The following is a 12,330-nucleotide window of genomic DNA, read 5'->3' on the forward strand; positions in this document are numbered from 1 at the left end:
CCCCGGTAGCTACGGCGCCTGGACTCGGCTCCGCCCCTCTCCCTAACCCTCTCCCTGAAGGGAGAGGGGACCGTTGGGCAGACGCGGATGTACAGGAGTTAGCCGGCAACGCCGAAAGCCTCAGGCTAAGACCATACCTTCTCTCGGCACGGACAAGCCCCCTCTCCCTTCAGGGAGAGGGCTGGGGAGAGGGAACGCGGCCAAGCCCAACGTCAGCGTAACCGGGAGCCTCCCCCGCTCCACTCATCCCCGCTCGCCAGGCCCCGGCGCGCCGTCGGCGGCGCCCTGGCCGCGGCGCTGGTTGCGGTCTTCGCGGGGGGTCACGCCAAAGAAGTTGCGGTAGGCGCTGGAGAAGTGCGGGCCGCTGGAGAAGCCGCAGGACAGGCCGATCTGGATGATCGACTTGCTGGTCTGCATGAGCATCTGCCGCGCGCGGTTCAGGCGCAGTTCCAGGTAGTACTGGCTGGGCACGCGGGTCAGGTACTGCTTGAAGATGCGCTCCAGCTGGCGGCGCGACACGCAGACGTGCTGGGCGATCTCGTCGGTGGTCAGCGGCTCCTCGATGTTCGCCTCCATCAGCAGCACCGCCTGGGTGAGCTTGGGGTGGCTGGAGCCCAGGCGGTTCTTCAGCGGAATGCGCTGGCGCTCGCTGCCCTCGCGGATGCGCTCGACCACCAGCTCCTCGGACACCGCGCCGGCCAGCTCCGCGCCGTGGTCGCGGGACAACACCGCCAGCAGCAGGTCGAGCACGGCCATGCCGCCGCAGGCGCTGAGACGGTCGCGGTCCCACTCGAACAGGTGGTTGGTGGCGATGACCTTGGGGTAGCGCTCGGTGAAGTCGTCGTGCCAGCGCCAGTGCACCGCGGCGCGGTAGCCGTCGAGCAGGCCGAGCTGGGCCAGCGGGTAGATGCCGGCGGACAGCGCGCCGACGCTGGCGCCGCCGCGGGCCAGCTGCTTGAGGGCGGCGGCCAGTGGCGCGGAGACCTGCTGCGGCGCCTCGTCGGCGACCAGGAAGACGCGCTGGCACTGCTCCAGCACGCCCTGCCAGGCCTGCCCCGGCAGGCGCCAGCCTTCGCCCTCGGCGGGCTGCTCGGCGTTCATGAACACCGGGTCGTAGAGCGCTTCGGGGTGCAGGCGCCGGGCGACCCGCAGGGCCTCCTCGGCGAGCGCCAGGGTCAGCGCGCGGGTCTGGGGCCAGAGCAGGAAACCGATGCGTTGGGCAGTCATGCGGAGGCTTCTGTCGACGTCTTCGGGGGACAGCTTACTTCAAGCTGCCGGAAAGGAACTGCTTCAGACGCTCCGATTGAGGGTTGGCCAACACCTCTTTCGGACATCCGCGCTCTTCCACCAGGCCCTTGTGCAGGAACACCAACTGGTTGGAGACCTCGCGGGCGAAGCCCATCTCGTGGGTCACCACCACCATGGTGCGGCCTTCCTGGGCCAGGTCCTGCATGACCTTGAGCACCTCGCCCACCAGCTCCGGGTCCAGCGCCGAGGTCGGTTCGTCGAACAGCATCACCTCCGGCTCCATGGCCAGGGCGCGGGCGATGGCCACGCGCTGCTGCTCGCCGCCGCTCATGTGCGCCGGGTAGGCGTCCTTGCGGTGCGCCACGCCGACCTTGGCCAGGTAGTGCTCGGCCTTCTCCAGGGCTTCCTTCTTCGATACGCCGAGCACGTGCACCGGCGCCTCGATGACGTTGTCCAGGGCGCTCATGTGCGACCACAGGTTGAAGTGCTGGAACACCATCGACAGGCGCGAGCGCATGCGCTGCAGCTGGCGGGTGTCGGCGGCCTTGAGCGCGCCGTCCTTGTTCGGCACCAGCTTCAGCTCCTCGCCGTTGAGCAGGATCTTGCCGGCGTGGGGCTGCTCCAGCAGGTTGATGCAGCGCAGGAAGGTGCTCTTGCCCGAGCCGGAGGAGCCGATGATGCTGATCACGTCGCCCGCTTTCGCCGCCAGGGAAACGCCCTTGAGCACTTCGTGGGTGCCGTAGCGCTTGTGCAGGTCTTGGATTTCCAGTTTGTACATGTCGGTTACTCGAATTCAGTCGTTGATCAGCCGGCCCGTACGGAACGGCTCACGCCCGGCCACCTTGGCCATCCAGTGTCCTGCCAGCGCGTAGCGCCCCCGCTCCAGGGCGAAGAGCACGCCGGCGGTCCCGGCGTACAGGGTGCTGACCTTGTCGTTCAGCGGGTCCACCACCTCGAACAGCGCCTCGCCCTTCTCCACCCACTCGCCGGCGCGGCGCAGGAAGCTGACCACCCCGGCATGGGGCGCGGCGAGGTATTCGGTGCCCTCGAAGGGCATGCCTTCGCAGCACTCGGCCGGCGCTTGCGGCCAATCGCCGGCGATCAGCCCCTGTTCGGCGAGGAAGGCCAGGATCGCCTCGGCGTTGGCGCGCGCCTGCTCGACGCGGGTGTCGCCCATGCTGCCCAGCTCGACCGTGGTGGCCATGCACGCCGCGGGCAAAGCCGCCTGTGGATAGGCACGGGCCAGGCGCAGCCAGGGCAGCGAGCAGGATTCGTCGAAGGAATTGCCGCCGGAATCCTCCGCCAGCAATGCCACGCCCGCCTTCAGCCGCGCCGCCAGGGAGCGCCACTGCGGCCAGTGCTGGGGAATGGCGTAGAGGTGGATGCAGGCCTCGAAGTCGCAGTGCAGGTCGAGCACCACGTCGGCGTCGCAGGCATGGCGCAGCAGCAGGCGTTGCAGGCCCTGCAGCTCGGAAGTGGCCGGCGCCAGCGCGTCGAGGGCTTCGCGCATGTGCTGGCGGACCAGTTGTACGTTGGCCGGTGCGTCGGCGCCCAGTTGGCCGGCGACGCGCGGCTCGACCAGGGACGCCAGGTCGACGAAGCCGCGGTTGAAATTCTGCCCGCTGCTGGTCTCGAAGCGCCCGAGGTGGCTGGCCTGCAGCCACTGGCCGAGGCCGACGGGGTTGGCCACCGGCACCAGCTCGACCGTGCCGAGCAGGCGGCCTTCGGCCTCCAGCGCGGCCAGGCGCAGCTTCAGCTCCCAGGCGGTGCGCATGCCCGGCAGTTCGTCGGCGTGCAGGCTGGCCTGGATGTAGGCCTTGCGCTCGCCGGCGCCATAGCGGAAGACGCTCAGGCGGCGTTCGGCGCCGAGGCTGGCGCAGGGCAACAGGTGATCGATGCGTTGCATGCTCCGCTCCTCCGCCTCAGTGCTTGCGCGGCGCCAGGTAGGCCAGCCAGCGGCGTTCGGCGGCCTTGAACAGGCGCACCAGGATCAGCGTCAGGATCAGGTAGAAGACCCCGGCGGTGATGAAGGCCTCGAACGGCAGGTAGTACTGCGAGTTCACGGTGCGCGCGGCGCCGGTGATGTCCACCAGGGTGACGATGGACGCCAGGCTGGTGGTCTGCAGCATCATGATCACCTCGTTGCTGTACTGCGGCAGCGCGCGGCGCAGCGCCGAGGGCAGGAGGATGCGGCGGTACATCTTCAGGCGCGACATGCCCATGGCCTTGGCCGCCTCGATCTCGCCGTGGGGCGTGGCCTTGAGGCTGCCGGCGAGGATTTCCGCGGTGTAGGCGCTGGTGTTGATGGCGAAGGCCAGGCAGGCGCAGAAGCTGGCGTTGGACAGCCAGGGCCAGAAGGCGCTGTTGCGCACCGCCTCGAACTGGGCCAGGCCGTAGTAGATCAGGAACAGCTGCACCAGCATGGGGGTGCCGCGGATGACGTAGGTGTACAGCCAGGCCGGCAGGTTCACCGCCGGGCGCTTGGACACGCGCATCAGCGCCAGCGGCACGGCCAGCAGCAGGCCCACGGCCAGGGAGATCAGCAGCAGCTTGAGGGTCACCAGCAGGCCGCTGAAGTACAGCGGCAGGTTTTCCCAGATGACGGTGTAGTCGAAGATCATCGCGTGGCTCCCCTTACAGTTCCGCGACCTTGACGCCCACCGAGTAGCGGCGCTCGAGCAGGCGCAGCAACAGCAGCGAGACGCTGGTCACCACCAGGTAGAGGGCGGCGACGAACAGGTACCAGGTAAACGGCTCGCGGGTGGCGTCCGCGGCCTGCTTGGCCTTGAACATCATGTCCTGCAGGCTGACCACCGAGATCAGCGCGGTGGCCTTGACCAGCACCAGCCAGTTGTTGGTGAAGCCGGGGATGGCCAGGCGGATCATCTGCGGCACCTGCACGCGGAAGAACACCTGCAGGTGGCTCATGCCGTAGGCGAAGCCGGCCTCGGCCTGCCCCTTGGGGATGGCCATGAAGGCGCCGCGGAAGGTTTCCGAGAGGTAGGCGCCGAAGATGAAGCCGAGGGTGCCGACGCCGACGACGAAGGGGTTGAGGTCGATGTAGTCGTCGTGGCCCAGCAGCGGCGCCACGCGGTTCACAAGGTCCTGGCCGCCGTAGAAGATCAGCAGGATCAGCACCAGGTCGGGCACGCCGCGGATCACCGTGGAATAGGCGTCGCCGCACCAGGCCAGCCAGCGGACGGGCGACAGGCGGAAGGCCGCGCCGACCAGGCCGAGCACCGCCGCCAGGGCCATCGACAACAGGGCGAGCTGGAGGGTCAGCCAGGCACCATCGACGATGGTGGCCGCGTAACCGTTGAACATGGTCAGCACCTCATGCAACCGCTCGCCGCAGCGGCGAACGCAGAACGACGGGCCACGCCGCCCGCAGCCCGGAAACCGACGACAGTCGCCAAGACGCCCGCCGCCCAATAAAAAAGTGGCACAAACTTCAGGTCTCGGCCCGGGTTTGCGCCACTTTTCGGTCAGGGGTCAGTTCGAGCCGTAGACGTCGAACTTGAAGTACTTGTCCTGGACCTGCTTGTACTTGCCGTTGGCGCGGAGCGCGGCGATGGCGGCGTTGAACTTGCCGGCCAGGGCGCTATCGCCCTTGCGCACGGCGATGCCCACGCCTTCGCCGAAGTACTTCTCGTCGGTCAGCTGCGGGCCGACGAAGGCGAAGCCCTTGCCGGCGTCGGTCTTGAGGAAGCCGTCGTCGAGGTTGACCGAGTCGGCGACCACCGCGTTCACGCGGCCGGCCACCAGGTCCATGTTGGCTTCCTGCTGGGAGTTGTAGCGCACCACTTCCACGCCGGCCGGGGTCAGCTCGCCGGAGGCGTAGCGGTCCGCGGTGCTGCCGCGCAGCACGCCGACCTTCTTGCCCTTGAGGTCGGTCAGCGGGTCGTTCAGCGCCGAGCCCTCCTTCATCACGTAGCGGGCCGGGGTGTTGTAGTACTTGTTGGTGAAGTCCACGGACTTCTTGCGCTCGTCGGTGATGGTCATCGACGAGAGGATGGCGTCGATCTTGCGCACCTTCAGCGCCGGGATCAGGCCGTCGAACTCCTGCTCGACCCAGGTGCACTTGACCTTCATCTCTTCGCACAGCGCATTGCCGATGTCGACGTCGAAGCCGGCCAACTGGCCATCGGGGGTCTTGAAGGAGAACGGCGGGTAGGCCGCTTCGATACCGATACGCACGGGCTTGTCGTCGGCGTGGGCCATAGCGGTGATAGCGGAGAGCGCCAGCGCGCCGAGAAGTGCGAACTTCTTCATCAGTAACTCCTTCGAGGGTAGGACTTCGATTGGCAGGAGAAAGGGGTTGGCCCAGGCTGCCCGTGCAGAAGTGAAGGTTCTTGTCGTCTGCGCGCATTGCCGTGGCGGGTTTCTCGTGGAAAACCACGCCATCCAGGGTGAGCGGCATTCTAGCGACAGCCCCTGGGCGGTTATTTCTTCAATGCGACAACTAATTATAGAAGCGCCGGAGAGCGGGCTTCGACATCTTGACGGGGCGGATTTTAGGTGATCAAGGCGGGAAGAGTAAAACCAATTTTCATTGCAGGTATCGGGCCAATGAATGGACACCTCAATGAATACGCGGCCTCCAGCCTTGGGGCGGTTTTATGGCATTTAGAAAAGGCGCACAGAAAGCGTGCGAAATGTTTCCGGGCGCCTCATTTTGTCGCAGCGGGGCGGGTAGTGTTACCGCATGCCATTCGGCGTCGGGCGCCAACCTGTAGGAGCGGGCCCTGCCCGCGATTCGCGCGCAGGGCGCGCTCCTACATGGAATGGTACGGGGGGTGGCGTAGGAGCGGATCTCATCCGCGAATCGCGCCGGGACGGCCGGCTATCGCGGACAAGGTCCTACAACGGTGCATCCCTGGGACCGCAGGAGCGGACTCTGTCCGCGATTCGCGCGCAAGGCGCGCTCCTGCACGTAGGATGGGTGGAGCGAAGCGATACCCATCGCCCCGGCTCAGGCCAACTCGGTGATCAGCTCCAGGGTTTCCGGGTGCCTGGCCAGCAGGCGGATCAGCAAGGTGGCCTGATCGTTGGGGCGCGAGCGGTTCTGCTCCCAGTTCTTCAAGGTCGCCGGTGCGGCATGGAGGATGCGGGCGAAGACCGGCTGGGACATGTTCAGGCGTTCGCGCAAGGCTGCTATCTCCTCCCCGGTGGCAGGCAGCAGCGGCGCCGATTCGACCTTGTGGGTTCGCAGGGTGATCTTGCCCTGCCGCTCCGCCGCCAGATCGTCGAAGCCCTCCAGCAACTCGGCAAAGATGTCACGCTTGCTCATCGCACCATTCCTCTCAATCTCAATTCCACCTGCAGCAGCACAGCCAACTGGTTTCTCTGCCGCTCGTTCAGATCATCCTGCTCATCCTTGTCGTACATGAACAACCAGAACTGGGCACCACCCAGCCAGCAGTAATAGATCACTCGCAACCCTCCCCGTCTTCCCTTGCCACGCCTGGGATCACCGAAACGGACCTTGCGCAGGCCGCCGGTACCGGCGATCACATCGCCGGCGTCAGGCCGTGCCAGCAGAAGCTGCTGGAACAACCGAAACGCCTCGTCATCCAGGCAATGACGGCGATTACGCTCGAACGGGGATAGCTCAACGAATGTGGCCTTCATATTATATGCGCTATTAACGTATATTTTTGAAGCCACAGACTGCATGGCTACAACCATGCGGGTCGATCGACCGAATAAGAAAGCCCTGTAGGAAATCAGCTCAGCGCACAAAGAAAAACGCCCCGGCAAGCCGGGGCGTCTTTCGTTTCAGCGGCGGATCAAGCGGCCTTCATCGCCCGGTGGGTGTCCACCAGGTGCTGCACCACGCCCGGGTCGGCCAGGGTCGAGATGTCGCCCAGGGCGTCGTACTCGGCGGTGGCGATCTTGCGCAGGATGCGGCGCATGATCTTGCCCGAGCGGGTCTTCGGCAGGCCCGGGGCCCACTGGATGACGTCCGGGGTGGCGATCGGGCCGATTTCCTTGCGTACCCAGGCCTTGAGTTCCTGGCGCAGTTGCTCGTTGGCTTCCTCGCCGGCGTTCAGGGTGACGTAGACGTAGATGCCCTGCCCCTTGATGTCGTGCGGTACGCCAACCACCGCGGCCTCGGCCACTTTCGGGTGGGCGACCATGGCGCTCTCGATCTCGGCGGTGCCCATGCGGTGGCCGGAGACGTTGAGCACGTCGTCGACGCGGCCGGTGATCCAGTAGTAGCCGTCCTCGTCGCGGCGGGCGCCGTCACCGGTGAAGTACATGCCCTTGAAGGTCTTGAAGTAGGTGTCGACGTAGCGGTCATGGTCGCCGAACAGGGTGCGCGCCTGGCCCGGCCAGGAGTCGAGGATCACCAGGTTGCCCTCGGCCGCGCCCTCGATGATGTTGCCCAGGTTGTCCACCAGGGCCGGCACCACGCCGAAGAACGGCTTGGCGGCGGAGCCCGGCTTCAGGGCGTGGGCGCCCGGCAGCGGGGTCATCAGGCAGGCGCCGGTCTCGGTCTGCCACCAGGTGTCGACGATCGGGCAACGCGACTGGCCGACGGTCTCGTAGTACCACTGCCAGGCTTCCGGGTTGATCGGCTCGCCCACCGAACCCAGCAGGCGCAGGCTGGAGCCGTCGGCGCCTTCGACCGCGGCCTTGCCCTCGGCCATCATGGCGCGGATGGCGGTGGGCGCGGTGTAGAGGATGTTGACCTTGTGTTTGTCGACGATCCTGGCGACGCGGGTGATGTCCGGGTAGTTCGGCACGCCTTCGAACAGCACGGTGGTGGCGCCGTTGGCCAGCGGGCCGTAGACCACGTAGCTGTGGCCGGTGACCCAGCCGATGTCGGCGGTGCACCAGAAGACTTCGCCGGGGCGGTAGTCGAACACGCGCTCATGGGTCAGCGAGGCGTACACCAGGTAGCCGCCGGTGGTGTGCAGCACGCCCTTGGGCTTGCCGGTGGAACCGGAGGTGTAGAGGATGAACAGCGGGTCCTCGGCGCCCATTTCCTTGGGAGCGCAGGTGGTGCCGGCGACCTTCATCAGGTCTTCGTACCAGACGTCGCGGTGCGAGTGCCACTTGATGTCCGAACCGGTGCGCTTGCAGACGATGATCTTCTGCACGCTGCTGGTTTCCGGGTTGGTCAGGGCGTCGTCGACGTTGGCCTTGAGCGGGGTCTTCTTGCCGCCGCGCACGCCTTCGTCGGCGGTGATCACGATCTTCGAGCGGCAGTCGATGATGCGGCCGGCCAGGGCTTCGGGGGAGAAGCCGCCGAACACCACGGAGTGGATGGCGCCGATGCGGGTGCAGGCGAGCATGGCCACCACGGCTTCCGGGATCATCGGCATGTAGATGGTCACCACGTCGCCGCGGTGCACGTCCTGGCCGCGCAGGGCGTTGGCGAACTTGCAGACCTGCTCGTGCAGCTCGCGGTAGGTGATTTCCTGGTGCTCGGACGGGTCGTCGCCTTCCCAGATGATCGCCACCTGGTCGCCGCGCTCGGCGAGGTGACGGTCGAGGCAGTTGTAGGACACGTTGAGGGTGCCGTCGGCGAACCACTTGATGTCGACGTGGTGGTCGTCGAAGGAGGTCTGCTTGACCTTGCTGAAGGGCTTGATCCATTCCACCCGCTGGGCCTGCTCGCGCCAGAAGCCGTCGGGGTTGACCACCGACTGCTGGTACAGCTTCTTGTAGGTGGCTTCGTCGGTCAGGGTATTGGCGGCCACTTCGGGGCGCACGGGATACACGGATGCCGCAGTCATGACGCGTTACCTCGGTTCGGAGTGTTGTTCTTGTTGGGACCAAGTTGTAACGGCCGGGGTGCGCAGGAACCATACGACCATGGTCTTACCAATCCTTAGTCGTAGTGATAGGCCCCATCAGCCCGGCTGACGGGGCCTGCGGCAATGCGTCACATGCCCAGCGCGTGCGGCAGCACGAGGGAAATCCAGGGCACGTAGGTGATCAGGATCAGGAACAGCAGCAGGATCGTCAACCACGGCAGCGCCGCGCGGATCACCCCGGTCAGCGGCATGCCGGTCACCGCCGAGGTGACGAACAGGTTGAGGCCGACCGGCGGAGTGATCAGGCCGATCTCCATGTTCACCACCATGATGATGCCCAGGTGGATCGGGTCGATGCCCAGCTGCATGGCGATCGGGAACAGGATCGGCGCCAGGATCAGGATGATCGCCGAGGGCTCCATGAAGGCCCCGGCCACCAGAAGCACCAGGTTCACCACCAGCAGGAACTGCCAGGGGCTGAAGCCCTGGTCCATGACCCAGGCGGTGATCTGCTGGGGAATCTGCTCGGTGGTCAGCACGTGGGCGAAGAGCATGGCGTTGGCGATGATGAACATCAGCATGATCGACAGCTTGCCCGACTCCAGCAGCACGCGCGGCACTTCGCGGATGCGCAGGTCCCTGTACACGAAGATCGCCACGAAGCCGGCATAGACCGCCGCCACGGCTGCCGCCTCGGTCGGGGTGAACATTCCGGTGTAGATGCCGCCGAGGATGATCACGATCAGCAACAGGCCCCAGGCTGCTTCGCGGGCCGAGCGCAGCCAGTCGCCCAGGCTCGCCCGCGGCAGCGCCGGCAGCTTCCGGTGGCGCGCCACCAGGTAGATCGCCACCATCAGCACCACGCCCAGCAGTATCCCGGGGATCACGCCGGCCATGAACAGTTTGCCCACCGACTGCTCCGTGGCGGCGGCGTACACCACCATGACGATCGAGGGCGGGATGAGGATGCCCAGGGTGCCGGCGTTGCAGATGATGCCGGCACCGAACGCCTGCGGGTAGCCGGAACGGACCATGCCGGCGATGGCGATGGAGCCGACCGCGGCCACGGTGGCGGGGCTCGAGCCGGACAGCGCGGCGAACAGCATGCACGCCAGCACCGCGCCGATGGCCAGGCCGCCACGGATGTGGCCGACGCAGGCATTGGCGAAGTCGATCAGCCGCCGGGCCACGCCGCCGGTGGTCATGAAGGCGCCGGAGAGCAGGAAGAACGGGATCGCCAGCAAGGTGTAGTGCTCGCTGGTCTCGAACAGCTTGATCGCCAGCGAGCGCACCGAGTCGGGGCTGAACAGCATGATGGTGATCGAGCCGGCCAGGCCGAGCGAAGCGGCGATCGGCACGCCGATGAACATCAGCACGAAGAGCAGGAGGAACAGGAACAGAACGGTCATTGGCTGCGGCCCTCGTCTTCCTTGACCTTCAGTGCGTCGGCGGCTTCGTCGGCGAGCCCCAGGCCGGTCTGCTGGCCGCGCAGGATGCGCACGAGGATCTCGAGGAAGCGGATGAACACCAGGGCGTAGCCCAGCGGCACGATCAACGCTATGTGCCATTGGCGGATGCCATAGTGGCCCAGGTCCTCGGCGCCGATGCCGGCGATGAACAGGGTGCGCACCCAGTCGAAGCTGCCGACGGCGATCAGCCCGGCATACCCCAGGCAGCACAGGCAGGCGACCAGGCCGATGAGGCGTTGCAGCGGGCGCGGCGCGAGCCGGACCAGGGCGTCGACGCCGATGTGGCCGGCGGTGCGCACGCCATAGGCCAGGCCGAAGAAGATCAGCCAGGCGAACAGCGCCTTGGTCAGGGCGACGCTCCAGGTCATGGACTGGGCCAGGCCGATGATGAAGTCGCCGATGGCGAACAGCGCCTCGCTGCCGGCCTCCCAGCGGTCGGCCAGGCCGTAGAACGGGGTGTAGAGGTTGTTGAGGATCACGTAGACGAAGGTGACCAGGGTCATGGCCGCCAGCAGGAAGGCGATGAAGCCCTCCTCGAAGTGATCCCAGGCGCGCCGAAGGGCCGTCATGGAAGTCTCCGTAGGCTGTGGTGGTGGGCTCGTGCGGGTGCTGCGGGCGCGGGCGGCGAACGCTGCCCGGCCCGCGCGTGGCTCAACCCTGGTTGGCGTCCTGGGCGGCCTTGATGAGGTCGGCGCCGATGTCGCCCTCGAACTTCTTCCACACCGGCTGCATCGCCTCGCGCCAGGCGGCGCGCTGCTCCGGGGTCAGCTCGATGATCTGGGAGGTGCCCGAGGCGATGATCGCCTTCTTGGCGTCCTGGTTGAGCTGCTCGGCGTGCCGGTTCACCGACACGCTGACCTCGTCGAGGATCGCCTGCAGCTGCGTGCGGATGTCGTCCGGCAAACCGTTCCAGAACCTGGTGTTGGTGATGACCATGTAGTCGATCAGGCCGTGATCGGACTCGGTCATGTATTTCTGCACCTCGTTGACCTTCTGGCTCTCGTAGTTCGACCAGGTGTTCTCGGTGCCGTTGACCACGCCGGTCTGCAGGCCCTGGTAGACCTCGGCGAAGCTCATCTTGCGGGGGTTGGCGCGCACCGCCTTGAACTGCTCCTCCAGCACCGCGGAGGCCTGCACGCGGAACTTCAGGCCTCGGGCGTCGCGGGGTTCGCGCAGCGGCTTGTTGGCCGACATGACCTTCAGGCCGTTGTGCCAGTAGGCCAGGCCGGTGATGCCCTTGCCCTCCATCGAGGTCAGCAGCTTGCGCCCGGCCGGGCCGGCCTGGAAGCGGTCGACGGCGGCCATGTCGTCGAACAGGAACGGCAGGTCGAAGATCTGCACCGGCTTGGCGTACTGCTCGAACTTGGCCAGCGATGGCGCCAGCATCTGCACGTCGCCCAGCAGCAGCGCCTCCATCTCCTTGCCATCGCCGAACAGCGAGGAGTTGGGGTAGACCTCCACCCGCACCCGGCCGGGCAGCCGTTCCTCGACCAGGCGCTTGAACAGCAGCGCGCCCTGGCCCTTGGGCGTGTTGTCCGCGACCACGTGGGCGAACTTGATGACCACGGGGGCATCGGCAGCGTGCGCCATCCCGGCGCCAAGCATCATCAGGGCGCCCAGCAGCGCCCGCAGCTTCGAACCAAACATCGCTTCACCTCGGTTTGTTCTTGTAGCGGTGAGACCGGCCGCCGGCGGCCGGGGCAGCCCAGACTGACGCAGCGGCGGCGTTCGGTGAATTCACCTTTTCCCAAGGCAGCATTCGGCAAATCAGAATGCGGCTACGAAAAAATCCTACAACCAGCGGTGGAGAAGGCATTGGATGAAGGCACGCCGCCCGCCCTGCCGGG

12 protein-coding genes are annotated in these 12,330 nt (G+C 66.4%); all 12 read right to left on the reverse strand.

Annotated features, from left to right (window positions below; genetic code table 11):
* Nucleotides 1-243: 243 nt before the first annotated feature.
* Nucleotides 244-1,227 carry a transcriptional regulator ArgR gene (gene argR / locus CHC02_RS12795; RefSeq protein WP_089391831.1) on the reverse strand — a complete coding sequence of 328 codons (984 nt, stop codon included), beginning with the start codon at nt 1,225-1,227 and terminating at the stop codon, nt 244-246.
* A gap of 34 nt (nt 1,228-1,261) precedes the next feature.
* Entirely contained in the window at nt 1,262-2,026 is a 765-nt protein-coding gene (gene aotP, locus CHC02_RS12800; RefSeq protein WP_089391832.1) for an arginine/ornithine transport ATP-binding protein AotP, read from the reverse strand.
* A 15-nt stretch (nt 2,027-2,041) separates the two neighbouring features.
* Nucleotides 2,042-3,154 carry a succinylglutamate desuccinylase/aspartoacylase family protein gene (locus CHC02_RS12805; RefSeq protein ID WP_089391833.1) on the reverse strand — a complete coding sequence of 371 codons (1,113 nt, stop codon included), beginning with the start codon at nt 3,152-3,154 and terminating at the stop codon, nt 2,042-2,044.
* 16 nt (nt 3,155-3,170) lie between these two features.
* Nucleotides 3,171-3,869: an ABC transporter permease gene (locus CHC02_RS12810; protein ID WP_089391834.1), complete on the reverse strand. Its 699-nt coding sequence runs from the start codon at nt 3,867-3,869 to the stop codon at nt 3,171-3,173.
* Between the two features lie 13 nt (nt 3,870-3,882).
* Complete coding sequence (locus tag CHC02_RS12815; protein WP_089391835.1) at nt 3,883-4,572, reverse strand: ABC transporter permease; 690 nt, start codon at nt 4,570-4,572, stop codon at nt 3,883-3,885.
* Between the two features lie 168 nt (nt 4,573-4,740).
* The gene (locus tag CHC02_RS12820; protein WP_009620740.1) at nt 4,741-5,520 is read right to left on the reverse strand and encodes an ABC transporter substrate-binding protein; all 780 of its coding nucleotides are present in this window, start codon (nt 5,518-5,520) and stop codon (nt 4,741-4,743) included.
* A gap of 700 nt (nt 5,521-6,220) precedes the next feature.
* Entirely contained in the window at nt 6,221-6,538 is a 318-nt protein-coding gene (locus CHC02_RS12825) for a helix-turn-helix domain-containing protein (protein ID WP_089391836.1), read from the reverse strand.
* Nucleotides 6,535-6,879 (reverse strand): toxin, encoded by a 345-nt coding sequence (locus CHC02_RS12830; RefSeq protein ID WP_089391837.1) that lies wholly within the window; start codon nt 6,877-6,879, stop codon nt 6,535-6,537. The genes CHC02_RS12825 and CHC02_RS12830 overlap by 4 nt, the downstream gene beginning before the upstream one ends.
* A gap of 158 nt (nt 6,880-7,037) precedes the next feature.
* Nucleotides 7,038-8,993, reverse strand: a complete 1,956-nt coding sequence (acs, locus tag CHC02_RS12835) for an acetate--CoA ligase (protein WP_089391838.1) — start codon at nt 8,991-8,993, stop codon at nt 7,038-7,040.
* Between the two features lie 149 nt (nt 8,994-9,142).
* Complete coding sequence (dctM, locus tag CHC02_RS12840; protein ID WP_089391839.1) at nt 9,143-10,423, reverse strand: C4-dicarboxylate TRAP transporter large permease protein DctM; 1,281 nt, start codon at nt 10,421-10,423, stop codon at nt 9,143-9,145.
* Nucleotides 10,420-11,052, reverse strand: a complete 633-nt coding sequence (locus tag CHC02_RS12845; protein WP_089391840.1) for a TRAP transporter small permease — start codon at nt 11,050-11,052, stop codon at nt 10,420-10,422. The genes dctM and CHC02_RS12845 overlap by 4 nt, the downstream gene beginning before the upstream one ends.
* 82 nt (nt 11,053-11,134) lie before the next feature.
* On the reverse strand, nt 11,135-12,130 hold the full coding sequence (locus CHC02_RS12850; RefSeq protein WP_089391841.1) for a TRAP transporter substrate-binding protein: 996 nt from the start codon (nt 12,128-12,130) through the stop codon (nt 11,135-11,137).
* Between the last annotated feature and the right edge of the window lie 200 nt (nt 12,131-12,330).

The organism is Pseudomonas delhiensis (genome assembly GCF_900187975.1).
GTDB classification, from domain to species: Bacteria; Pseudomonadota; Gammaproteobacteria; order Pseudomonadales; family Pseudomonadaceae; genus Pseudomonas; species Pseudomonas delhiensis.